Raw genomic sequence first — 25,746 nt, 5'->3', positions numbered from 1 at the left:
CCATAGCCGATTCGGCGACCAGGCGAGACGGCAACCGGGGAACTCGTCGACGGCGTGGTCAGCGCACGGAGTGGTGCCATACGTGCCGATCGCATCAGCAGCACGGGTCACACCGGGCCTGCCATTGCCGAGGTCGGCACCGGGCTCAAGCAACGGTCCAATCCGGTATCGAATCCGGGGCCATACCCCGGCAGTGCAGCCGTTCAGTATGAGCACTAGCAGCACCGCCGGGACCAGCTGATTCACGTAGAACAATTAGGTGCCCGCCGGCAATCCCGGCCGGTAGACCGGCGGGAATGAGCCCATCGGCGTGGTGTCCACCACCGGAACATCCGAGGTGACCGGATCGTTCACCCGGTAGTCGCCGACGGCAAACTGAATCATCATGTCGTGGTCTTCGTGCGAGAGGTTGTGGCAGTGGATCATATAGCGGCCGCCGGCAGCCCCCCCGGTATCGAACTGCATCAGCACCGTGACGGATTCATTTTCACCGACATAAAAGACGTCCTTTGGCCCCTTCTCCCAGGCGAACGGTTTGCCGCCATTAGTATTGCGCCCGATAATCTTGCCGTCTACCAGGTGGATATGGACCGGGTGAAACCAGCCGCCGGAGGAGTTGACGATGGTCCACTGCTCCACGTCGTAGGGCTGAGGGTTGCCGAACAGCTTGGTGAAATTCGACTTCTCCACGTCGTCCCAGGTCATGCCGTTGATTCTCCACAGGCCGTTCCCGCGGTCCACCACCATTTTCCGTTTGACCTTGGCCATCTCCGGCGTGAGGCTCATGGTGGCCAGGCCGCCCAGAGCGGGATGGATCGCGCCGCCATCGTCGAGGGAGGTGGGGATGGCCGAGATGGAACCGGCGCTCGAACCGGAGTCGGCTACGACCTCGAATTTCATGATCTTGCCGGTGTTCGCGAAGTCCACGTTGTTCTTGTTGCTGAGGTTGCGCAGCTCGATCGCTTGCCCTGGCTTGTACTTACGAAAGTCGATCAGAATCTCGTAGCGTTCGGCCGTGCCCTGGCGCCACGATCTCACCGCTTGAACGGTGGGCGTCATGCCGCCGTCGGTGCCGACGATGTAAATCGGCTCACCGGTCGAGAGGGTCGGACGGTAAGAGCGTCCGACTGAGGCGATCAGCACTCGAAACCGGTAAATGCGAGGCTTGACCTTCATCGTGGGCCAGGGCACTCCGTTGACCATGATGATGTCACCCCACACCCCCTTGTGGCCGTTGTCGTTGTAGCCGAGGGAGCCGTCGGCTTTAAACATGGCATCGGAGATCATGAGCGGCACGTCGAATTCGCCCTGGGGCAGCTGCGCCCGTTCGAACGGGTCGTGCAGGGCATAGATGCCAGCCAACCCCGAGTACACATTCTGCGCGGTCTGGTGCATGTTGTGATCGTGGTACCACAGCGTGCGCGCCGACTGCCAGTTGGGGTACTGATAGTTCTTGACCTTGCCGACAGCGGTGAAGTCGTTGGCGTAGCCGTCGTACTGCGGCAGCGACGGCGAACCGTGCAGGTGGGTGACGGTGCGAAACGCACTCGGGTGAAGCAGACCGTTGGCTGGCAGAGCGTTGCGAATGCGCACCTCGCTCCGGGTGCCCTGATCCAGCCGAATGGTCGGGCCGGGGAAGATCCCGTTATAGCCAGCGACCGTCGTCGCTAGCCCGGGAACAAACTTGGCTTGCCCGAGCTTCTGGGTGAGAGCGTAGCGGGCAAAGGGGCGCGACGGATCGCCGTCATCGAATCCCGTCTGGTACGGCAATAATTCGGGGGGACGACGGAACACGCCAGCGTAGGGCACCGGCATATTGGCGGGTGCGAGCTGGCTTTTCGTCATGAGCGGGGCGGTGGAAACCGGATCGTCGTCGCCTCCGCTCATCCCGATGACACCGAGCGCACCGAATGCGCCCAGCTGCAATACTTCTCTGCGTGATGTCATGACGTCTCCTGCTGAATTTCTGAAAAACACTGGTTGGGGATGTTGCGGTGACCGGCTGGCGACTCATAGGAGAGTCGCCAGCCGGGTAATTCGAGTGACTGTTTTAGTTCACCGCCCCCGTCGTGTACGACCACGTGCGGGTGACCACCGGGTTGCCGACCAGGTCTCGCACAGCACCCGTGCCACCGGTGATGTTCACCGTGTACGTCGTGTTGGCCAGGAGTGTGGCATTCGGGTTGATCGTCAGTACGCGAGTCGTCGCGTTGAACGACAGGGTCGAAGCGATCGTCGCGCCGGGACGCGTGACAGTCACCGACGTTGCGGTGAATCCAGTGATGGCTTCGCTGAAGGTCGCGGTCGGGCTCACCAGCCGTCCAACTCCTGTCGCGCCCGAAGCGGGAGTCAGCGCGGTGATGGTCGGAGCCGGACCGGTAGTGAACGACCAGGTGCTCGTCGCTAACTCGTTACCGGCCGCGTCACGGATGCCCGAAAGGGTAGCCGTGTAGGTGCGGTCGGCGAGCAGGGTCACGCTCGGGTTCAGAGTCGCGACTCGCGTCGTGGCGTTGTAGCCGACCACAGCTGCGATCACCGTGGTACCGCGCCGCAGCACGAACGTCGTACCGCTGACCCCGGTGACCGGTTCACTGAACGTTGCCGTCAGATTTCCGGTCTGGCTGATCGAGCGATCACCGGCAGCCGGCGTGCGCGTGGTCACCGTCGGCAGCACGAACTCCGTGCGCGGCGTGACCACTACCGAACGAGCCGAGGCCGCTCCGGTGCCGACCGAGTTGATCGCCGCAACATCGAAGGTGTACCCGGTGCCATTCGTCAACGACCCGATCACAGCGCTGGTGACATCGCCCACCGTCGTCGTTCCCGTTGCCGTTGCGTCCGCTCCGATGAAGGTTCGAACCAGGTAGCCCGTGATCGCGGCGGCGTCAACCACCGGCGCCGGGGCCGTCCAATTCACGGACACCGAAGCATCACCAGCAACCGAGGTTCCGATCACGGGAGCTCCGGCCACGACCTGCACCACCGGTGCTACCGGGGCCGTCGTGAACGACCAGCTGTCGGTAGTCATCAGGTTGCCCGCAACATCCGCTATACCCGACAGCGTCGCCGTGTAGGAGGTGTCGGCCAACAATGTCGCGCTCGGGTTCAGGGTCGCAACCCGAGTAGTGGCGTCGTAGGACACTGCGCCGGGAACGGCCGTGGCACCGTTGGCGAGCACGAACGTGGTGTCGCTAACTCCCGTGACCGATTCACTGAACGTTGCCGTCAGGTCACCAGTCGCGCTGACCGAGGTAGCGCCAGCCAGCGGTGTCCTCGCCGTCACCGTGGGGGCGACGACATCAGGTTCCGGATTCACCGCACTGATCGTGAACACAGCCTGACCAGTGGCCGAAACGTTTCCGGCGGGATCGAAGGCATTGAACGTGAGCGTTGCGGAGGTAGTGACCGGTATCGCGCCGGTGTAGAGCGTAGCGGAGTCGGAGATGACACCGCCGGCGAGAACCACGTCGGTACCGTCGACGGTGTAGTAAATGTCCGACCCGGTCTCATTGGCGCTCAGCGTGACCGATTGTGCGGTAGCGAAGGTGCCGCCGGCCGGCGTTGCTGTGACGGTGGGTGCTGTGCTGTCGGTTGCCGGGATGGCATGAACGGCCGGGAAGGTTTCTCCGACGCTACTGACCGCGACCACGTACACGTCGTAGGTTTCGCCGGCGGCCAGGCCGGTGATCGTGGTGCCGGTTGCACCCTGGCCGGTGATGCGCTTGCCAATTTCAACTTGCTCATTGTTCGTGACGGTTTGCCCCACGGCAGCGGCCCGGTACCCGGTAATGGCCGGTGTTCCGGGGATCGCCTGTGCGGGGGTCCAGGTGAGTGCGATCCCGGTGCCTGCCTTCGTGGCTGCGACGTTCGTTGGCCCGGGAGGTCCCGAAGCGAGCGGGCCATTGGGGCAACCGCCCATGCCGGGGCCGCCCGGTTCACCGAACTCGGCGATGGTCAGACCCTGGCGGTTGGCATTGATATCTTCGGCCTGCCATCCCATAGCACGCTCGCCGCCAGCATCGGCCGCGAGCTGCGCCGCGTCAAGCTGGTCGAAAATATAGGTAGCGGTGAAGGTGTTCGGCCCATTCAGATCAAATTCGAGACTGGAGCGGTAGCCGCCCTTGGGTGCGGGGGTCATCGGTCCCGGTACGGCGCGCACATCGCGGCGCTGCACGGTCGTTGGTACCAACGCGGGCTCGATGATGCGTTGTTCGACCTGTGCCCGGTTGACCGTGGCGCCGATATGGCCGGTGACCGTGACGGTGGTGCCGCTGCGCACAGCGCGGCCGGTCACGAACACGTCTTGGACCAGCGTGTCTCCGGCAGCTGTGGCACCAAATTTGACGGACACTGTGTCCGCCGGGAGGATATCGGGGGTCACCTGCAGGCCGGTTCCAGCGCCCCAACACACGCCGCCGGGATGGTTGATCTCAAAGGCGACGTCGCCGGCCTGGACAACAGCCTGGGCTGAACCAATCACACCGACACCGGCGCGGCTGACTTCAACGGTCGCCGTCTCCCCCAGATGGTTTTGGTAGCCCTCGAGCACGACGAAGTCCCGGTTGGGGAAGACCACGATGTTGTCTGGGAAGGTCGGAACGGCAGCATTTGCCGCTGGGATGGCGAGCACGAAGCTGGAGCACAGCGCTGTGACAGCGATCCCCACCAGTGCGGTCTGACGCCGATCCGGGAACCGGGAACCGGTCCATTTCGGTCCGTTCAATAATTTTTTCATGGTGCGCCGTCCATTCCATAAAGTGGAGCATGATTCACGCGTGTACGAACGATGTCAGCCGAAGCTTGTAAAAATACTGGGGTTGGCGCCAGGCCGGCGCGAAGGGGATTCTCCGCGATTCTCGAACCTCATTTGTGGGGAGGTCGCCGACAAACACGAACCGGCCGGCGACTCGGGAAGAGTCGCCGGCCGGCCGGGGGATGGTTCAGGTTCCTTGGCTTAGAACAGGATGCCGGTCGTGAAGGTCCAGGTGCTCGTCACTAGCGGGTTACCCGCGAGGTCTCGAACGCTGCCCGTTCCTCCGGTCATGGTGACCCGGTACTGCACGTTCGAGCTCAGTGTCACCGGGTTGATGGTCAACACATTGGTGGTGGCGTTGAACGCCGCAGCCGAGGTGATGACCGCTCCGGTGGAGACCCGAGTGATTCGAACCGTGGTCGCGCTGACTCCGGTGATGTCTTCACTGAGTAGCACGGTCACGTTGGCGTTCCGGCGTACCGCGATGGCTCCGGGTGCGGGAGTCCTCGTGAGGATCGTCGGTGCCGGGCCCGTAGTGAAGGTCCAGGAACTGGCCACCATCGTGTTGCCGGCGAGGTCACGGATACCCGAGAGGGTGGCCGTGTAACTGCGGTCCGGGAGCAGGCTCGCGTTCGGGTTCAGCGTCGCGACGCGAGTCGTGGCGTTGTACGACACCACGGCAGGGACCAGCGTGGTGCCGAGCCGCAACACGAACGTCGTTGTGCCCACTCTCGTGACCGGCTCACTGAACGTTGCCGTCAGGTTGCCGGTCTGGCTGACCGAGCGTGCACCGGAGGCCGGCGTGCGCGCTGTCACTGTGGGAAGCACGAACTCCGTGCGCGGTGTGACCGCAACCGAACGAGCGGATGCCGCTCCGGTGCCGACCGCGTTGATCGCGGCAACATCGAAGGTGTACCCGGTCCCGTTCGTCAACGCCGTGATCACCGCACTGGTGACGTTGGCCACCGTCGTGGTGCCCGTTGCCGTGGTGCCCGCCCCGATGAAGGTACGAACCCGATAGCCCGTGACAGCCGGGGCGTTGGCCACAGCGCCCGGGGCGGTCCAGTTCACCGTCACCGAAGCGTTACCAGCGACCGACGTTCCGATCGTCGGAGCGCCCGCCACCACCGGTGCTACCGGCGTCACCTCCACCGAACGAGCCGAGGCCGCTCCCGTACCGACCGAGTTGATCGCTGCGACATCGAAGGTGTACCCGGTTCCGTTCGTCAGCGCAGTGATCGTCACGGTCGAGACGTTGGCGACAATCGAGGTGCGGGTCGCCGTGGTACTCGCGCCGACGTAGGTGCGAACCCGGTAACCCGTGATCGGTGCCTGGTTGGCCACCGGTGCGGGAGACGTCCAGTTCACGGTCACCTGCGCATTACCGGCGACCGGGGTTCCGATCGTCGGAGCGCCCGCAACCACCTGCACCACCGGTGCCGACGGAGTCACCGCGTTGGACGATGCCGAGAATGCGCTCGTCCCTTCCGCGTTGGTCGCCGATACCTGGAACGTGTAGCTGGAGCCGTTGGTCAGCCCGGTGACAACCAGGCTGGATGCGGTTCCGGCCGCGGGGCGAAGTGCCCCCACCTGAGCACCGAACGAGTCGAGCACCCTCACCGAGAAGCTGGTGGCGATGCCGGTCAGCGAAGCCACCCAGTCGACGGTCGCCTGACCGTTGCCGGCAACTGCAGAGACGGTGGTCGGCGTTCCTGGAGCCACGGTGTCGCTGAACTGCAGGCGTTCAATGTTGCGAAGGGTGTCTGTACCGTCGATACCACGGTTGTCAAGCACCGTGGTGGTCGATCCCGCCGAGCCGAGCGTGCCGTCGCCACCGGTCGTGGTGACCTCGTAATCGGTGGTGAGCCCGGAGAAAAGTGCCGAGTCAGTGCCGCTGGATCCATACAGGATCTCACGAACTGCCACAATGTTGCCCGGGTCGACGTTGCCAGCAAAAACAGCTTCCTGAAGCGTCGGTCCGGTGAGCGCACCGGCGGCGTCGGACAGGTACTGGCTAGCCATCGCGCTCTGGTTCGTGCCGTTGATGCTGGCACTGCCAATCTCCGATGCCGGGTCGCTCGCGTTGGTGCGGACGCTCAGGCGAAGGCTGAGGTACGCGTCGCCGTCGATGATGTCGTCGGCGCCTCGTCCCTCGATCAGGTCGCTGCCGCCGCCGCCGAGGAGCACGTTGCCGGCGCCCCAGACGTTCGGGCCTTCGAGGATCGGGCAGTCACCCTGTGCCGACTGCGCGACAACGGATGCCAGCGTGGTCGTGAATTCCGGAATCAGCGCGTCGAAGCCCGCGATGCGGTCTACTCCGGCCTGGTCCACAACGTCACAGCCGATGAAGCCACCGCCACCAACGGCGCTGGGAACCACGTCGTCGCCGCGGAGGATGTCATTCAGCTTCCAGCCCGAGAGTGCCTCGACTTCGTTGTACTTGTCGCGTACACCGACCTGCAGGATGTCCAGCGGAGCGATCGGCAGAGCCAGATCGGAGTCCTGAGCCTGGGGGTCACCCTGGCCAGTCGACCAGTCGTAGCCGGAACCGCCGGCGACCTTTTCAATGCCAGGACCACCGACGCCAATGTCGTCGCCGCCCTCCATGTCGTAGTCGTCGTCGCCGCCCTGGCCGATCATGAAGTCGCTACCCGGCTTCTGCGAGTCGTCCAGGAAGAACAGGTTGCTGCTGTCTCCGATCATGAGGTCGGGCTGGTTGCCGCCCTCTTCCCAGTCGTCTCCACTGTCACCGAAGGCCGCGTCGAGGCTTTCACCGAGAACGATGAAGTCGTCGCCTGCGCCACCGAAGGTTGTGTTGGCGTTGGCTCCACCGTTGGTGAAGTCCTTGCCTTCGCCGCCCATGAGGATGTCGAGTCCGGGTCCGGCATCGATCGCGTCGTTGCCTGGTCCGCCCTTGGGCACGTCGTCTCCGGCGAGGTCGGTGATGATGTCGTTGCCTTCACCGCCGAGAGCCACGTCGGCTCCGCCACCGCCCTCGATGACGTCGTTGCCGAGGCCACCCCAGTAGGTGTCGTTGTCGTTCCCGCCGTAGATCCGGTCCACGTTTCCGGTACCGTTGTAGACGGCCTGGCCGTTGATACCAGCGGGGTCGACCGTGTTGCGGGCACGGTATTTGATCGTGCCGTCGGGCATGCGAATCAGCAGGGCTGTCTCATTACACTCGGATTGCGGGTCGTCGGCGACGGCGTTGCCCGAGGCTTCAAAGCCAGCGATGGTTCCCGCCAGGTTCTTCAGCTCGAACTTGCAGTCAGCCGTGGCGAAGGGATCAGCCTTGAGCGAGTGCGCGTTCGTGTTGCGCATCATGAGCTCGGCAAAGGAGTTACCCTCCAACTGGGTGCGGAGGTTCATGCCGGGCGTGCGGGCGAGATAGTACAGACGGTCACCGTTTTGCAGGTTGGTCATCTGGTTCTCGAACACGTAGTTGAACGTCGTGCCGAGCAGGCCACCAAACGGGGTCGTCATCTCAGCGAGGCCGCCGACCCAGAGGTCGACGTCGTCGAGACCCGTGATCGAGTGCGTGCCCGAGTTGGCCCACGTTCCGGTGCTGTTCATGAAGTCCATGGCACCGTCCGGAGAAGTTTCTCCGGCCAGGGCGTCTGGGCTCACGATCAGTCGTGCGGCGTCGCGCTTTCCGTCGAGCGTGCTCGCGCCGGTAATGGTGGGGAACTGACCGTAAGCCGCGACGAAGTTGATTAACGATTCCGGGTGCTTGAGGTTCTCTCCGAAGTCGATCCAGTTCGTGTATGGCTTGAGCGCCCCATCGTTGGTCTTGTTGAACAGATCACGACGGAATACGTTCAGCCGCGGCACGCCTTCAGAACGCGCACGGGTTATGTTGATCGCTGCCAGATCGAGCGGCAGCCCGAGGAGGTCATTGCGCAGGGTGTCGGTGACGAACTCGTCGAGTTCGTTACCCACCTGGTCGCTCATGCCCATGATGACGCTGCCGGCGGCCTCTTCGGAGGTCAACTGACCCTCTGGTCCACCATCGGTGTACGCGGGCGGGTTGAGGAAACCCTCGAGCAGGGAAATGTCGTTCTGGCTACCCAGAACGTCATCACTCGTGCCGAACAGTCCGTCTACTCCCGGCTTGTCCTGGTTGCGACGCGAGATTGTCTCGGTCAGCATGGAGTGCCCAAAGCGGTAGACCGCGTGCGCGAACTCCGCGCTGACCGCCGGGTTTATCTCGGTCTGGGTGAAGGCGAACGGCTCGAACGGGTTGATACCGGGCTGCACCTTGCGGGCGAATTCCTCGAAGACGAGGTGCTGGTACTCCATCTCGGTGACGTAGCGGGCAGCCTGGAACAGGCGGTCGCCGTTCCACCCGACAGCTCCGCTAGCCAGCTTCCACTCGGTCAGCGCCGCAGCGCCCTTGGCGGAGGTGTCGTTGGTCAGGGTGTTCTTGATGTCATCGACCAGACGGTCATGCTCCGAGTGGAACACCTGGTGAATGGCGGTCAGGCCAATGTTCTCGTTGACGCGACCGTCACCGGCGATGAAGTGAGCATTGAGCATCTCATCGTCGTAGGTGCCGGACGGCTGGCTGGCGAAGTCAGCAGATGCCGTGGCGTTACCGTCTGGCGTGAGTCCGGACTTCGGCTCCGCGTTGTGCGCGATATCGGTCAGGAACGGCGTGTTGAAGTAGAGCACGTCGCTCGGAACGGGCACGGGGTTCGCCGTGTCGCCCTCGACCAGGCCCGTCGCGGTGGCGTACTGTGCCATGCCGCGCGCTGGTCCGGGGATGAACTTGCCGTAAGCATCCACTGCCAACATCGGGATGTTGAGAACATCCTTGTCAGCCAGCAGGAGTCCGAGCACGTTTGCGGCCTGCGCCTTGGTCGTGGCCCAGGTTGCCATGCCGCCCGCGGTGGGTCCGGTCGGGCCGCCGATGAGCTTGCCGGTGGCGACCGGCCTGCCACCCTCGGTCACGTACTCGCGCAGGAACACCTGGTGCGAGGCGTGCGAGGCGTAGGTCTGGCTCTGGTCGACCCACGGGGAGTCCGTGTTGAGGGCATCTTGAACGTCGTCGGCGCTCTCGTCGGCGGGGGTCGCCGGGTTGTTGCCGGCGACGCCATCGGGTCCTGGCTGGTTCTTCGCACGGGTCAGCACCATGAAGGCCTGGTTGGCGGGAACCTCGTCACCGTTGCCGGCGATCCCGTCAGGACCGGAGACGCGCAGCGGGTCATCAGCCTTGAGCGGCACGAAAACCGTGCCACCGCCCTTGACCGTCTGGTCGATCCCGTGGTCGAAGAACTGACCGAACAGGGTGAACATCGAGTTGTACGGCGGCGAGAGGCCGACGTCGGTCGTCACGTTCGGCATGAACAACGTCTGGTTGGAGGGGATACAGCCGGCGGGAACACCAGCCGGCACGGTCGGGCTCGGGTCGGTGGTGCACGCTACGACGCCCTCATTGCCCTGGGTGCGCACCGGGTTTCCGGCTGCGGCGATGGCGGCCGGATTGGTCGACGTCTGGTCGACGATCAGGTTGCTGACCGTGCGCGGCTCACTGTCGAAGACCAGGCCCTTTTTCTGGGCGTAGGAGGTCTGGTTCGGCGGTCCGAATCCGGAGGGCGTGACCTCCGCTTGTGAAAACACCGGTGTCGTGAGGCGCGGGAAGATCTGGTCGGCGGCGCCGAACTGGTCCTGACCGGGCTGCAGATTATTGCAGGATCCGTCGACCGTGCGCAGTCCGAGCGAGAGCAGCGGGCTGGCGATTTGGTTGGGGCCGGTTCCGACGAGCGCGCCACACGGGCCGGTGGCCGAGGTGGTGTTCGCAACGTGGGCTTCAGCGATCTTGATCTGCTTAAGAATGTAGGCGAGGTCGCTTGTGGTGACTGCGAACCCCTGGCCGACCGCGGCGATGGCCGCCTGGGCCGGCAGTGCGGCCGTCAGTCCGAGTCCGGCGTAGAGCACCGCAGCCATGCCGGCTGCTACTACGCGCATGGGCTTGCCGAAGACTCTCCGCGGTTTTCCACCGTCCTGAAAAGGTGGACTACCTCGCATCCCGGTTGTGCTTCTCGTTCTGCGCATGTTTCCTTGACCGTCGAACGTGCTCATGACGCACCTATCTCTTCAGGGTGAGCGAATGGTGCAAGAGTGCGTTGTGTGCCTTATGGAAACCTTGGGCCGGCGCCACCCCATCCACCACCGCTTTCCGGGCCCGGGCCCGATCGCCTTTCGCCCGCGACGGCCAGCCCCGGTTCCGTGCTAATTTCGCCAGACCATGTCTGATCTGTCCGCGCCAGCCGCACTCACCGCCCACGCCCCGGTTTCCGGCTCCCGGCAAGCGGATGCCCGCAGCCGCGTCGCCGTCGCCGACATCGCTGTTCGTCTGTTCCATGCCCAGGGCTACGAGGCCACGAGTACCACTCAGATCGCCGCGGCGGCTGGCGTGTCACGCAGTACCTTTTTTCGCCAGTTCCGGTCGAAGGACGACGTCATCTTCGCCGACCATGATGAGTTGCTCGAGCAGATCGACGAGTATTTCGCCCGCGAACACGATGACCCGTGGCTGGCCGTGTGCGAAGCGGCCGCGCTCGTGTTCGAGCGGTTCCGGGAGCGCCTCGAGGTCGTGCGGGTGCGCGACCGGGTCGTGCGCCAGACATCCGTTCTGCGCGACCGGGAAACGGTCATGGTGTCGCGCTATGAGAAGACCTTCTCGGCCTACCTGCGGCGACGGCTGCCGCAGGTCGACCCGGTGCTCGCCATTCAGTTCGCGGCGGCGGTCACGGCCACCCACAACTTCGAGCTGCGGCGCATGATTCGCGCCACCGCCGCGGCCCAGCTGCTCGATTCGGCCGCATTGGCCGCCGAATTGCGCGCGGTGCGCACTCGTTTTGCTCCAGCCAGCGCCGCCCCGGCCACCCCGGCCAGCGAGCTTTTGGTCGCGGTGTTTCCGGCCTCCGCTCTGCCCGACGATGTCGCCCGGGTGATCGCCAGCCGCCTTCGATCGGCCGAGGACTGACACCAAGTGTCACTTGACGTGAGACTCAGTGTCAGATAGAACTGTAGTCACACCCGCTTCTGCGAAAGGCAATGATGCCCGATTACGATGTCTCCGCCCCGCTCGACACCGACTACTACGGCGTTTTCGCTAATGTGCCCGAAGCTGATCGAGCGTTCTGGAGCCGGGCACGTACTTTTGCAGTGGAGACTCTCGACGAGCTGAGCGAGGCCTGGGACAAGGCGGAGTACCCGCTGCACCTGGCTCGCCGCTTGGGCGAACTCGACCTGCTCACCGACGGCGTCGAGGGGCCGGGGCTCACCCCCATGTCACCGCTCGCCGCCGGCCTCGTGAACATGGAGATCTCCCGCGGTGACGGTTCAATGGGAACAGTCGTGGCCGTGCAGGGCGGGCTCGCCCTGCGCAGCATCGCCATGTTCGGAAGCGACGAGCAGAAAGCTACCTGGTTGGTGCCCCTGGCCCGCGCCGAGAAGCTCGGCGCCTTCGCCCTGACCGAACCCGATCACGGTTCTGACTCGGTGGGCCTCGAGACCACCGCCCACCTTGACGGCGACGAATGGGTCATCAACGGCGAGAAGAAGTGGATCGGCAACGGCTCAGTCGGTGACGTGACCGTGGTCTGGGCACGCGACGACGACGGCAACGTACGCGGCTTTCTGGTCGACCAGTCCCTACCCGGCTACCACGGCGAGACGATGCTCGGCAAGGGCTCATTGCGCGCGGTGCATCAGGCTCGGATCACCCTGACCGACGTGCGAATTCCGCTCGACGCGGTGCTCCCCGGCACCCACACCTTCAAGGACACGGCCGTGATTCTGTTCGCCACCCGGCTCGGTGTGGCCTGGTCGGCGCTCGGGCACGCGACCGCGGTGTTCGAAGCCGCCCTCAACTACGCGCAGCAGCGCGTGCAGTTCGGCAAGCCGATCGCCGGGTTTCAGATCGTGCAGGAACGCCTCACTCTGATGCTCTCCGAGCTCACCTCCATGCAGCTGCATTGCATCCGCCTCGCCGAACTCGACGCCGCCGGAACCCTGCGGCCCATCCAGGCCAGTCTCGCCAAGTTTCACAACACCCGCGCGGCCCGTTCTCTCGCCTCTCTCGCCCGCGACATGCTCGGCGGCAACGGAATCCTGCTTGAGAACCACGTCATTCGTCACCTAGCCGATATCGAATCAATTCACACCTACGAGGGCACCGAGAGCATCCAATCACTGCTCATCGGTCGCGACCTGACCGGGGTCAGCGCCTTCCACTAGGTTCGACCTGTTTTTTCGCTACATCTATCATCTTTTCGGACAAAGGAGTCCCACGTGATTGAAACGACGAATATACCGCCCGGTTCACCCAATGACTCTCCGCTGACCCCGATGCGATTTCTGCAGCGTAGCGCCGAAGTATTCCCCCACAAGGATGCGATCGTCTATGGCGCTCGGCGTTACACCTACCGCGAATTCGCGCAGGCTGCCGAGGAGCTGGCCCATGCCATCCGTTCACGCATCACACCGGGCGACCGCGTTATATTCCTCGCGCCGAATATACCCGAGATGCTCATCGCCCACTACGCCGTTCCGCTAGCCGGCGGTGTACTCGTCGCGTTGAATTCCCGGTTGGCCGGTCCGGAGGTGCACTACGTCCTTGAGCACTCCGAGGCGACCCTGCTGTTCATCGACGCCGAGCTGGTGAGCGGCGTTGGGGACGTGTTTGCGACATCCGCTACGCTCACGGGGATGATCGAAATCGCTGACGGTGAGTTCGGCATCACCGAGAGCGGCCTCGACGTTGGCCAGCAGACTCTCGAGTCCTTTCTGGCCGAAGCCGACAACGACTCCGCCGAACCGCTGGCCTGGGAGGTCACCGACGAACGCGCCGTCATCTCAATCAACTACACCTCTGGCACGACCGGCAAGCCCAAGGGCGTGATGTACTCCCACCGTGGGGCGTACCTCAACTCCTTCGGCGAGGTGTTCCACAACAAGTTCACGAGCGACTCTGTCTACCTGTGGACCCTGCCCATGTTCCACTGCAACGGCTGGTGCACACCGTGGGCGGTCACAGCAGCCGGCGCCACCCACGTCTGCCTACGCGCCGTGCGGGCCGAATCGGTCTGGTCGGCCATCGACACCCTCGGGGTGACCAACCTATGCGGCGCACCCACGGTCTGCGGCGTCATCGCCAACGCGCCTATGAAGCACGTGCTCGAGACGCCGCTGTCCATCACCACCGCCGGCGCCCCGCCATCGCCGAGTGTGATTGAACAGCTCGACGCGCTCGGAATCACGGTCGTGCACGTCTACGGCCTCACCGAGGTCTACGGCCCGTACACGATCTGCGAATACCAGCGCGAGTGGGACGACCTGCCGGCCGACGAACGCGCCCGCAAGATCTCCCGGCAGGGTGTCGGCATGGTGCAGGCCGAGTCTGCCCGCATCGTCGACTCGGCCATGGCAGACGTTCCAGCCGACGCGCAAACCATCGGTGAGATCGTGCTCCGCGGCAACAACGTCATGCTCGGCTACTTCAACGACCGTCAAGCCACAGCGGATGCCTTCCGCGGCGGCTGGTTCCACACCGGCGACCTCGGCGTCATGCATCCAGACGGCTACATCGAGATCAAGGATCGCGCGAAGGACATCATCATCTCGGGCGGCGAGAATATCTCAACCATCGAGGTCGAAAACGCGATGCTCACCCACCCGACCGTGCTCGACGTGGCCGTCGTCGGCATGCCGCATCCCAAGTGGGGCGAGCGGCCCAAGGCCTACGTTGTGTTGCGGCCAGACTCCCTGGTGACCGAGGTCGACCTGCTCACCCACACCCGATACCTGATAGCGGCGTTCAAAGTACCCGACTACGTGACCTTCGTCGACGCACTGCCGCGCACGGCCACCGGCAAGATCATGAAGGTCGTGCTGCGCGAGCTCCCCGAAGAGGCATCCGAGCCGGCCGTCCTGTAGCTGGTCGTGCGAGACTGCGCCGCCCGGCATCACCGGCCAGGTACGAAAACGCCACAGCGATCCAAAAGAGCCCTAGCATCAGACAAGTCGGCAAACTACAGTTGTTGGAATGCTCACTCCCATGAAAGAGCCAGCCAGGCCCGTCCCGTCTTTTTCCGGTGTCGGCTTTGTGCGCGTGCGCGGGGCCCGCGAGAACAACCTGCGAAACGTTGACGTCGACGTTCCCCGGGACTCGATCGTCGCCTTTACCGGGGTCTCCGGCTCGGGCAAATCCTCCCTCGCCTTCGGCACTATCTTCGCCGAGGCTCAGCGTCGTTTCTTTGAGTCGGTCGCGCCCTATGCCCGCCGACTGATTCAGCAGGGGCACACGCCGCGGGTTGACGAGATCACCGGGCTACCGCCCGCCGTGGCCCTGCAGCAACGCCGGGGAACACCGAGTTCTCGCTCGAGCGTAGGTACAGTCACCACCCTCTCGAACTCGCTACGCATGATGTATTCCCGTGCTGGTATATATCCGACGGATGCCGCGGGTCGACTTGATTCGGAATCATTCTCGCCCAACACAGCGATAGGCGCCTGCCCCCGATGCCACGGTCTCGGCATGGCCCACACCGTCACAGAGGCGTCGATGGTGCTCGACCCCACCCTGAGCATTCGGGACGGCGCCATCACCGCCTGGCCAGGGGCCTGGCAGGGCAAAAATCTGCGTGACATCGTCGCCGTTCTTGGTTACGACATCGACGCGCCCTGGCAGGAGCTATCGCGGGCCGACCGGGACTGGATCCTCTTTTCCGAGGAGCAGCCGGTGGTCGAAGTCGTGCCGCAGCGCGACCGGATCGCAGTGACCTATCAGGGTAGATTTTGGAGTGCGAAGAGCTTTGTGCTGCACACCCTCGCCGACAGCAAGAGTCAGACGATGCGGCAGCGGGTGCTGCGATATGTCGACACTGGCCCGTGCCCGGACTGCGGCGGAAGCGGTCTCAAGCCCGAGGCATTGGCCGTGACGGTCGCCGGGTACACCATTGCCGCGCTCAACGCTCTACCGATGACTGCCCTCGCTGCTATTTTGCGGCCAATCGTGTCTGGCGCTCCGAATACGTCGGAGGTCGCCGTCACCCTCGCCGGTGACCTCTTACGCCGCATTAACGTACTGCTCGACCTGGGACTTGGCTATCTGGCGCTCGGGCGCTCGACACCGACGCTCTCTCCCGGGGAGATGCAGCGGCTGCGCATCGCAACGCAGCTACGATCTGGGCTGTTCGGCGTGATCTATGTGCTTGATGAGCCCTCGGCGGGTCTGCACCCGGCCGACGCCGAACCCCTGCTCGACGTGCTCGAGCAGCTCAAACTCTCGGGTAACTCGGTCTTCGTGGTCGAACACAATATGGATGTCGTCGGTCGTGCCGACTGGGTCGTCGACGTTGGGCCACGGGCCGGTGAAGGTGGCGGCGACGTGCTTTACAGCGGGCCGACCGCTGGACTGGCCGAGGTGGAGACATCAGTGACGCGGCGGTACCTGTTTGCCGACCACCGTGATCTGGTGCAGCGAGGCGAATTGCGGCATCCGCTGGGTTGGCTGGGCTTGACCAATATCACCCGGCACAATCTGCGCGGACTCGACGCGCAGATCCCACTCGGCGTACTCACTGCCGTTACCGGCGTCTCGGGTTCAGGCAAGTCAACCCTGGTCAGCCACGTGCTCGCCGAGGCCGTGGGGCTGCACTTGCACCCGGATCCCGACGACGTGCCGGTGCTCGACCTCGGCGACCCCGATGTTGATGTTGATGCCGCTGCAGAAGCAGCGGCTGATGCGGCGTCCGGCGAGCGAATTTCCGTCGCCCAGGTCGACGGGATGGAGGCGATCGACCGTTTGGTGCAGGTCGATCAGAAGCCGATCGGGCGCACACCTCGATCGAACCTGGCCACCTATACCGGCCTGTTCGATGCCGTGCGCGCGACCTTCGCCGCCACCGACGAAGCGCGCGTGCGCGGTTACAACGCCGGTCGATTTTCTTTCAACGTGGCTGGTGGCCGCTGTGAGACCTGCCTCGGCGAAGGTTTTGTGGCTGTCGGGTTGCTGTTTCTGCCCGGCAGCTACGCACCCTGCCCGAAGTGCGGGGGATCGCGCTACAACCCCGAGACTCTCGAGGTGACCTACCGCGGCAAGAACGTCGCCGAGGTGCTCGGCCTCTCCGTCGACGCGGCGCTGGTCTTTCTCGCCGAGGTTCCCGTGGCCGCGCGCAGCCTGGAAACCCTACGCGAGGTGGGCCTCGGGTATCTTCGCCTCGGTCAGCCAGCCACCGAACTCTCCGGCGGAGAAGCCCAACGCATTAAGCTCGCGACAGAGCTTCAGCGGGCTCGCCGCGGTCACACGCTCTACTTGCTCGACGAACCGACGACCGGATTACACCCGGCCGACGTCGAACTCTTGATGAAGCAGCTTGGGCGCCTCGTCGACGCCGGAAACACCGTCGTCGTGGTTGAACACGATATGGACGTCATCGCCGCCGCCGACTGGGTGATCGACCTCGGCCCCTCCGGTGGCGACCAGGGCGGCCGCATCGTGGCCGCCGGCACCCCTGCCGCCGTGGCCGTGCACCCAACGAGCCGAACCGCCCCCTACCTGGCCCGCCGCCTCGCCTGACTCCCCGCACCGCCCTCATCGGTCTCCCTGAGGTTGATTTCAGTGAATAGAGCCCAAACGAGCGGCGGCTCGGTCAATTTTAATTTGGCGGAATAATTCACACCCTGCAAAACGCTACACCTGAAGGCGCTCACAGCGAGCCGGCCCGGGGGTACTCACGGGGCGGGCGGCCCGCTCATTCTCGCACGTCCCCCTTTTCGCACGACCGTCAGGATCAGTTATGACCACAACAGCCAACGCGCCTACCACCAAGGCCGAGCTACACCCGGACGCCAAGCGCAACCAGCTGGTGATCCGCGTTCTGTTGGTCTCGGCGTTCGTCGTTATCTTGAACGAGACCATTATGGGTGTGGCGCTGCCGCACCTCATGAACGACCTCAACATCACGGCGACCGCGGCGCAGTGGCTGACCACAGCGTTCATGCTCACCATGGCCGTGGTCATTCCGATCACCGGTTTTCTCATTCAGCGCTTCAACACCCGGCCGATCTTCATCGCCGCCATGACACTGTTCAGCACCGGCACCCTGGTCGCCGCGCTTGCTCCCGGCTTTGAGGTGCTGCTCATCGGCCGCATCGTGCAGGCCACCGGAACGGCCATCATGATGCCGCTGCTCATGACCACCGTCATGACGCTTGTTGCACCCGCTTCCCGCGGCAAGACCATGGGAAACATCTCCATCGTCATCTCGGTTGCCCCAGCCATCGGCCCCACCATCTCCGGCATCATCCTGAGCGTGCTGGACTGGCGCTGGATGTTCATAATCGTGCTGCCGATCGCCATCGGCGCGCTCATTCTCGGTGCCTCGCGCATTCAGAACGTGACGACGCCACGCACGGTTCCCCTCGACGTGCTCTCCGTCATCCTCTCGGCATTCGGCTTTGGCGGGTTCGTCTACGGACTCAGCAACCTCGGCGCGGCTGCCACTGCCGGTTGGCTACCGCTCGGCATCGGCGTGTTCGCCCTACTCCTGTTCGTGTTGCGTCAGCTGCAGTTGCAGCGCACCGATCAGGCCCTCCTCGATCTGCGCGTGTTCACCTCGCGCACGTTCACCCTCTCGATCTCGATGCTTGGCATCAGCATGATCGCCCTCTTCGGGACCATCATTCTGCTGCCGCTGTACATGCAGAACGTGCTCGGCATGACCGCACTCGCCACCGGACTGTTGCTGCTTCCGGGAGGGCTAACGATGGGCCTGCTCGCGCCGTTCGTCGGCCGCATCTATGACCGCCGCGGCCCGACCATTCTGCTCGTTCCCGGGTCGATCATTGTCAGCGCCGCGTTCTGGACCATGACCATGATGGGGCAGAGCACCGAACCGTGGATGCTCATGGTCGCCCACATCGGCATGAGCGTCGGTCTGTCGATGCTGTTCACGCCGCTGTTCACGTCGGGCCTCGGCTCGCTCTCGCCGAACCTGTATTCCCATGGCAGCGCCGTTGTCGGCACCATCCAGCAGCTGGCGGGCGCCGTTGGAACCGCACTGTTCATCGCCGTGATGACGTCCCAGTCGACCGCTCTCATGACGCGGGGCGTGTCCGAGGTCTCGGCGACGGCATCCGGTATTCACGATGCGTTCCTGTGCGGCGCGATCATCTCGCTCTTCGCGATTCCAGCGGCGTTCCTGGTGCGGCGTCCACCGCTCGGTGCGCCGGCGCCCATCGGGCACTAGCCCACGCACCTGCACAGCGCGCTGGTTCAGCGGATGCGCTGGGCCAGAACCGCGGGGTGGTCATCCGGCAGTCCATGCCGACGGCCGCCCCGCAGCCGCGCCACGTTCTTCTTCTCCCAGTCGCGCAGCGCCCGGCGCAGGGGGTCAATCGCGGCGCTCTCTGCACAGCTGCCGGCCGTGCGCCCGCAAGAACACTGCTGCGTCGCTGAGTCGTGGTGCAGCGCTTCGATGCGCCAGATCCCGGCCATGGCCCAGTCGATCTGCCGGTGAGCCAACTCGGTGTTGCGTTCGGCCCGCTTGACCAGGTCGTTCTGCAGCAGGCCGCGCACCCCGTCGATCCCGGCCGTGAATTGGCCGGCGACGATGGCGCTGAGCTCGGCGACCTGATCGCGGAGCGCGGTCAGGTCGTTGTCTCGGGCGACGAGTAAAGCATCCGTTTCGATGATGTATTCGGCGTGGGCGGTCTCGGACGCCGCCCACCGAGCGGCCCACAGCCGCACGTGCTCAAGATCGCGACGTTCCGATTTATCGGCCCCGATGTGGTGCACGCACAGCGAGCAGACCACCTGGTCACTCAGCGAGGTGAAGTGAAAGGGCTGCGGCGCGAGGCAGCACAGGCAGGCTACTTCAACGTCGACGTACAGCGGATGCGCGTGCGTCACGACTGCCCCCTCTCCCTGTGTACCCTCGAGAATACCGGTGCGGGGCACAGAACCGAGGCACGCACCAGCAGATCGGGACACCATCTTCGCACCTGCCCGCCGTCGCCTGGCCGCGATGGCCGTCGTCCTCGTTGCTATCACCGTGCTGAGCGGCTGCGGCCCAATCAATGCCGGCAGCGCCGCGGGTGTTGACTTCAAGACCTTCATTTCGAGCGAATCCGGCGTCGCCGACGTCGGCCTCTTAGTGAACAACACCCTTCCTTTCTCGGGCTCGGTGGACGCCACCGTCACTCTCGACGACGATGTCTCCGACGAACGGCTGCGCGAGCTGACCGACCTCATCGGCCAGTACGTCGATGAGCACAAGAAGCTCGTGCAGTGGTCACCCGTCGTGCTCGAAACCGGCGCGTTCGGCCTCGCCGTAACGGCCGTGCGCACCGACAACGACCAGCTACTCGGGTTGTACGCCGACCTGCGCGCCGCCGACACCATCGTCGGCGCAGCGATCGGCGAGTTCAGGGTGAGCGTGACTGCGCTCGGCGCCGACCAGCTCGTCGCGGCCTACGACCAGGCCGACGCCCTCCTGGCCAACTACCCGTTCTTCGACCCAGCAGAATTATTCTCGGCAGATTCAACGGCCGCCTTCGAGATGTCCGGCAGCGACCTGACCAGAGACGACTTGTACGGCGAGACGGGATCCGAGCCCAGAATCCGGCCCGACGCCGCCATTAGCGCCTTTCATGACGCGAACGTGGCCTTTGAGCTTGCCAGCGCCGGCTTATCGCCCATCGGATTCGGTCTCAAACTGCGAAAGCAAGCGGATGTCGCACCCACCACCGCCTTCATAGCCGCACGGCCCGACTACGCTAGCCTCGGCAGCGTCACGATCACCTCAAGCCTGGTCACCCTGCAGGACGAAGGCGATTACTCAGCCACCAATCGCATCGTGGATGAGCTCGGCGACTACCCCGGAATCATCGAGATCAGAGTGTCCCCGAACGGTCTTCGTTTCGTCGTCGACACGGGCACCACTGCGCAGGCTGTCGACACGATTCTCGCGAACAACGCCGATGTAGCCGCCCTGGATTTTCTCAGCTTCGAGACGAGGGTTGCCGTGCACTCGTTCTACGTTTCGAACACCGACTACCGTGATCGGCAGAGTGCCATAAGCACGGCGAATGCCCTACTGGCCGACGATTTCGTCACGAGTGTGACGAGTATCGCCGATGAGCTCGAAGTGCTCGTCGACAATGCCGCTGGTCTCGCCGAGTTCGCGCCCCTCGCGAAGCGGGCGATCGCGTATGGAATCACCGTCGACCTGGAGACCACGGACTTTCGGCTGCGGTTTACGGCGACCTCGCCTCTTACCGTTTTGCCACCGAACAGCGAATTCGATGACACCGACCCGGTCCTCCAGGACACCTTCATCGCCGCCTGGAACGCAGCACCACCGGCAGGATAGGGTTTTCGGATGCCGCCCCATTCCTCCTCGGCCCGCCCCACCGCGACCCGCGAGTTCCTCGCCGGGGCCGGTTTTCTCGGTCGCGGCCTCAAAATGTGGATCACGTCACCGCGCCTCATGCTGCTCGGGGCCCTGCCGGCGTTCATCGTCGGCATTGCCTATCTGGCCGGTATCGTGGTGCTGCTCATCAACCTCGAGGCCATCGCCGTGGCCATCAGTCCGTTCGCGAGCGGCTGGGGGGAGCCGTGGCGCACCGGTATGCGGGTGGTGGCTGCCGCGGCGGTCGCGGCTGCCGGCATCCTCTTGTTGGCGTACACGTTCGTGGCCGTGACCCTCGCAGTCGGTGACCCCTTCTATGAGCGCATCTGGCGAGCGGTCGAAACCCGTCTCGGCGATGCGCCGGTCGAAGCCCCGCGCGGCATTCTGCGGTCCGTGGCCGACGCCCTGCGACTGGTCGGTCTCGCCGTCGGGGTGGCTCTGCTGCTTCTGGTTTGTAGCCTGATTCCCGGGCTCGGCCAACTGCTCGCGCTCGTTCTCGGGGCGCTGTTCGGCGGTTGGATCCTGACGCTCGAGCTTACCGGCTTCGCCTTCGATGCCCGCGGCTTTACCGTCAAACAGCGACGACGGATGCTGCGCGCGCGCCGCCCCCGCAGCCTCGGCTTCGGTGTGCTCACCTACCTGTTGTTCCTGATCCCGGGCGCGGCCGTCATTGTGATGCCCGCGGCGGTGGCCGGCGCGGCCATGCTCAGCCGAGACGTGCTCGCGCCTAGACCTGAAGCGGTCTAACGCTTGCGGTGAATGATGCGGCCGCTGCGAGCCGCGATCGCACGCACGACCACCGGACGCGCGCCCGCCCAAATTCCGGCCGTGACCAGCAGCGCGGCGACGAAGATCCAGACGCCGGTCCATCCGTCATCATTGCGTGCGGCATACATGTGATTGAGGTTCGCGCGGGCGCCGGTCGTGAGCACGAGCGTCACGTGAACGACGATGAACGCCACGAAGAAGATCAGCACCGCGAAGTGCAGCTTGCGCGCAACGGGCAGGGGAAAGACACGATCGAGGCGTCGGAACCGTGCGGAGAGGCCCGGTGACATGCGCAGGCCGGTCACGAGCGCGATCGGCGCCGCTATGAACACCACGACGAAGTAACTGAGCAGTTGGAGGGCGTTGTAGTGCACCCAGCCGCCGTCGGTCGGCCAATTGAGCGAGGCATACTGCAAGCCGGCCGACACTGCGTTAGGAAAGACGTCCCAGTTGGTCGGGACCAGGCGCAGCCATTGACCGGTCGCAAACAGCAGAACGTAGAACAGGATGCCGTTGACGACCCAAAGGGAGTCAAAGACGATGTGCTGCCAGAGGTTGAGTGTGATTCGAATCGGGGGATTCTTCGTGCGGAACAAACCGGTGTTTGTGCGCGTCCAAAACACGGATGGACGTTTGGTTGTGCGCACCTGCCAGCCGGTACGAATCACGAACAGAATAAAGAAGGCATTCAGGCCGTGCTGCCAGGCCAGCCAGGCCGGTATTCCAACCGGGGTTGCGGCGGGATGCGTCGAGACACCGGCGTAGCCACGTGTGAACGATTCGACCGGCGGAAGGCCACGAATACCATTCGCCGCGAGCACCAGGAGTGCCAGCGCAACGAGCACGGCAGGCACAACCCAGGCCAGCCGAAACCACCGGTTCGGACGGCTCGGACGAAACAAGCTCAGCCGGGAGGAACCCGTCGTCATCGTGATCCGATCTCGTCCGGGCAAATTGCCGGAGCGTCACCGCAAGGCTACTTGCCACCCCGCCACGCGATGTCGATCACTGACGCGGTAGGTCACATTGCTTGCGCCAAGCACTCTCCACAGACAGGCCGATGGCTACTTAATGACACAGGGCCTTCGATTTCGCGGAGGGCCCTGACTGTTCGCATGGATTGTGCGGCTATCCGCACCCATCCGCAGTGGGTGTTTCAACAGTGCATCTGATGTTCCGGTACGCCCCTGCAGTACTTTCCATAGCGATCGTCCTGCCGAGTGAACAGCTGGCCCACACAGTAGGGAAACACGGAGATAATCTCGCGGTGGTGCACGCCGATGTGTGGCTGACGTGGAGCCAGGTTGAGGAACCAAGTTGTCGCATCGCCAAGGCGTTCCTCGAGTCGCGCCCACCCCGCGCTGTCCGAAAAAACCACCCGGCACCGACTTTCCCGTGCCGGAGATTGCGCTCCTCAACTCTGCCATCTTCACGTTGCTCTGGTGCGCAGGGCGACCGGCCAGCGCACGAAGGGCTACGACTCGCGCGACTATAACTCAACTTTCCACAGTTGGCTAGTCACCAGAAATGCCGACTTATGAGTCCACCCCTTTTGCGGGGAACCTGTAAAGCGTTGAGCACACGATCGATGCGGGGGGGGCTATGAGTTTGATTCGAGACCTGCTGTTGGAGAGCTTCGGCCTCCCGGGGAAGCACGATTCTAGGCGGTGCCAACGCAAAGCACGAGCTGTCGAAAACTGCGGGATATGGTCCGATTTCACTGGTGCTGATGCTCGTGATTCGCAACTGTGTGCTGGGCGGTTTCGTTCACCTCATAATCGTCATCGCCAAGTGCATGAACCTGCGGAATTCAAGCATCATCACCATGCCTACCGTAGGCAGATAGTCAGGACAATAACTGCCTGGAGACGTCAGCCCCGCCATCGGGTGAGTACCGCTCTGACCAGAAACAGTAGGGCTCCACCCATGGCCTTGCCGGTCCCAACGACCGCGTCGTTGGGACCCTGCACCTGTGAAACGAGATCATCGCAAAATCTGAGAATCGGTGTAGAAATGTGGACCGCGAGGAGCAGCTTCGTCCCACGACACGCACCCGAATTTCCTCTGCACATGTGTCAATAATCGTGAACTGGAGTAGTTGATGAAAAAGAAATCATCCATGTATATGGGCCTCTTGTCCGTCCTGATCCTCACAATCACCACGGGCGTCGGTGCTTCCGCAATAGCTGCCAGCGGGGAGCCACCCAGTGGTCTCCCCCTCTCGGCCAAGTCGACGTCAGTCGCTGCCCCCGTCTATATGGAAGGCACGGGCGCACGATTAGGTGCTGCGTCGCCGTACACCCTGAAGCAGCTTGATCAGATGGGCGGAGATCCACGAGTCGATGCGTATTGGACTGAGGAACGGATGGCAAATGCAATCCCGGTCGAAACGCCAGCTATTGATGCCGATATCGAAACCGATGCGCGTCAATACTTTGAGCAAGAGTCCGCCAATGGCAGCCCGGAAGTTGTGACGGAGTCGGCCGGCGCAGTCGATGAATCCGTGTCACCAACTGCGGTGACTCCGGTAACCAACTTCTCAAAGACCAACGGAAAGGTCTTTTTCCACGACCAATCGGACGGCAGGGACTACATCTGCTCCGGTGCCGCCGTCAACAGCAGCTCAAAGAGACTCGTGGCTACAGCGGGACATTGTGTTCACGGTGGGCCTGGAGCGACCTGGCATGCCAATTGGGTTTTTGTACCTGAATACAACAATGGCTCCCGGCCCAACGGCACCTTTCCCGCCTATACCTTTCGAACAATGAACGACTGGATCACCTACGGAGCGACTGGCCGTGGATTCAACTCTGATGTCGCCTTCGTCACGACCACGACCAACGAAGGTGGATCGGCTGTTGTCAACGCTGTAGGCGGTCATGGGCTTATCACTGGGGGTGCTGAGTACGTCTTTGATGCCACCCTTTTTGGATACCCAGCAAATCTCGACGGCGGCGAGGTCATGTGGGCGTGCTGGGGGACCACTGGAACCCGCAGCGTGGACAACTATAAATTTCATTCAATCAGCGGATGCGACTTTGGTGGCGGAGCCTCGGGAGGTCCTTGGCTCAAGGACTACAGCAACGATTCCGGGCTCGGTAATCTAAAGTCTGTCAGTTCGTTTGGCCCATCGGGCAGCACTACTTATATCAGCGGCCCGTTCTTCAGAAGTGACATTCGGACTATGTATGTATCGGCAGATGCAGATTGGTAGGGGACAGATTTGTTGGGATCGACACGACTCGTGGCGGGAGCGTTTTTAGCTGTGTGCATGTTGGGAGCATCTGCGTGCTCAACAAACACCTCTGGTGACTCGCTCGGGGTCGAAGAGGGCGGTTCCACTGCAGTGCCAGCTCCCTCTACAAGTGGAAGTCCAGCACCTAAAGATGAAATTCCACGCGATGATCTCGTCGAGGAAAGAGTCCTGCCCTGGACGGATTCGGTGAACGTCTCGGACACGCAGGTTCGTGTGTTCTTCGTTGGAGGAAATCCCGCGTGCTACGGAACGCGCGCAATCACTGAGCAAACCGGCACGGAAGTCGCTGTGGCGCTCATCCAAGGCACCTTGCCGGAAGCGCCGGAAGCGTGCACTGCCCTGGCGTTTCAGGGCTCGTTGCTCATCGATCTCGACGCACCTCTCGGGGACAGGCCTGTAGTCAAACTTTCGATCGACGGCGCCATTCCACCATCGAAATAATGCAAAGTGCCCAGATCTGTCAGGAATGTCACCATTACGAGCGGTGCTGAAAGTACAGGCCGGGGCAAGATAGCGGAGTAAACACCAACATGCTGTTACATCCCGTC

At 63.5% G+C, this 25,746-nt stretch carries 14 protein-coding genes; 9 read left to right on the top strand and 5 right to left on the bottom strand.

What is annotated here, in order from left to right:
- Positions 1–255: 255 nt before the first annotated feature.
- The 3 genes from E3T39_RS03770 to E3T39_RS03760 form a co-directional block, all read right to left on the bottom strand.
- Positions 256–1,947, bottom strand: coding sequence for a multicopper oxidase family protein (locus E3T39_RS03770; RefSeq protein ID WP_134513397.1), 1,692 nt, complete (start codon positions 1,945–1,947; stop codon positions 256–258).
- 103 nt (positions 1,948–2,050) lie between these two features.
- The gene (locus E3T39_RS03765) at positions 2,051–4,735 is read right to left on the bottom strand and encodes an Ig-like domain-containing protein (RefSeq protein WP_134513396.1); all 2,685 of its coding nucleotides are present in this window, start codon (positions 4,733–4,735) and stop codon (positions 2,051–2,053) included.
- A gap of 219 nt (positions 4,736–4,954) precedes the next feature.
- Positions 4,955–10,720, bottom strand: coding sequence for a peroxidase family protein (locus E3T39_RS03760; protein ID WP_166784027.1), 5,766 nt, complete (start codon positions 10,718–10,720; stop codon positions 4,955–4,957).
- A 280-nt stretch (positions 10,721–11,000) separates the two neighbouring features.
- Here E3T39_RS03760 and E3T39_RS03755 point away from each other — a divergent pair, with 280 nt between their 5' ends.
- The 5 genes from E3T39_RS03755 (at position 11,001) to E3T39_RS03735 (ending at position 19,011) form a co-directional block, all read left to right on the top strand.
- Positions 11,001–11,741, top strand: a complete 741-nt coding sequence (locus tag E3T39_RS03755; protein ID WP_134513394.1) for a TetR/AcrR family transcriptional regulator — start codon at positions 11,001–11,003, stop codon at positions 11,739–11,741.
- Positions 11,742–11,812: 71 nt separating this feature from the next.
- Positions 11,813–12,997, top strand: coding sequence for an acyl-CoA dehydrogenase family protein (locus E3T39_RS03750; protein ID WP_134513393.1), 1,185 nt, complete (start codon positions 11,813–11,815; stop codon positions 12,995–12,997).
- Positions 12,998–13,051: 54 nt separating this feature from the next.
- A complete protein-coding gene (locus E3T39_RS03745; RefSeq protein ID WP_338145258.1) occupies positions 13,052–14,695 on the top strand; it encodes an AMP-binding protein in 1,644 nt (547 codons plus the stop codon).
- Positions 14,696–14,804: 109 nt separating this feature from the next.
- Positions 14,805–17,339: an excinuclease ABC subunit UvrA gene (locus E3T39_RS03740; RefSeq protein ID WP_166784026.1), complete on the top strand. Its 2,535-nt coding sequence runs from the start codon at positions 14,805–14,807 to the stop codon at positions 17,337–17,339.
- Between the two features lie 220 nt (positions 17,340–17,559).
- Positions 17,560–19,011: an MDR family MFS transporter gene (locus tag E3T39_RS03735; protein WP_134513392.1), complete on the top strand. Its 1,452-nt coding sequence runs from the start codon at positions 17,560–17,562 to the stop codon at positions 19,009–19,011.
- Positions 19,012–19,037: 26 nt separating this feature from the next.
- Here E3T39_RS03735 and E3T39_RS03730 read toward each other — a convergent pair whose 3' ends face one another.
- Positions 19,038–19,673, bottom strand: a complete 636-nt coding sequence (locus E3T39_RS03730; protein ID WP_134513391.1) for a hypothetical protein — start codon at positions 19,671–19,673, stop codon at positions 19,038–19,040.
- A 115-nt stretch (positions 19,674–19,788) separates the two neighbouring features.
- Here E3T39_RS03730 and E3T39_RS03725 point away from each other — a divergent pair, with 115 nt between their 5' ends.
- Positions 19,789–21,135: a hypothetical protein gene (locus tag E3T39_RS03725; RefSeq protein WP_134513390.1), complete on the top strand. Its 1,347-nt coding sequence runs from the start codon at positions 19,789–19,791 to the stop codon at positions 21,133–21,135.
- 9 nt (positions 21,136–21,144) lie between these two features.
- The gene (locus tag E3T39_RS03720) at positions 21,145–21,921 is read left to right on the top strand and encodes an EI24 domain-containing protein (RefSeq protein WP_134513389.1); all 777 of its coding nucleotides are present in this window, start codon (positions 21,145–21,147) and stop codon (positions 21,919–21,921) included.
- Here E3T39_RS03720 and E3T39_RS03715 read toward each other — a convergent pair.
- Entirely contained in the window at positions 21,918–22,871 is a 954-nt protein-coding gene (locus E3T39_RS03715) for a cytochrome b/b6 domain-containing protein (RefSeq protein WP_134513388.1), read from the bottom strand. The two genes, E3T39_RS03720 and E3T39_RS03715, sit on opposite strands and share 4 nt — an antisense overlap.
- Before the next feature lie 1,172 nt (positions 22,872–24,043).
- Here E3T39_RS03715 and E3T39_RS03710 point away from each other — a divergent pair.
- Together E3T39_RS03710 and E3T39_RS03705 are read left to right on the top strand one after the other, a co-directional pair.
- Positions 24,044–25,156 carry a trypsin-like serine peptidase gene (locus E3T39_RS03710; RefSeq protein WP_166784025.1) on the top strand — a complete coding sequence of 371 codons (1,113 nt, stop codon included), beginning with the start codon at positions 24,044–24,046 and terminating at the stop codon, positions 25,154–25,156.
- 228 nt (positions 25,157–25,384) lie between these two features.
- The gene (locus E3T39_RS03705) at positions 25,385–25,639 is read left to right on the top strand and encodes a hypothetical protein (RefSeq protein ID WP_134513387.1); all 255 of its coding nucleotides are present in this window, start codon (positions 25,385–25,387) and stop codon (positions 25,637–25,639) included.
- The last annotated feature ends 107 nt before the right edge of the window (positions 25,640–25,746 follow it).

The sequence above is a fragment of the Cryobacterium suzukii genome (assembly GCF_004403185.1).
GTDB lineage: Bacteria > Actinomycetota > Actinomycetes > Actinomycetales > Microbacteriaceae > Cryobacterium > Cryobacterium suzukii.
Note: the sequence above shows the minus strand (reverse complement) of the source record. Positions and strands in the feature narration are given on the sequence as shown.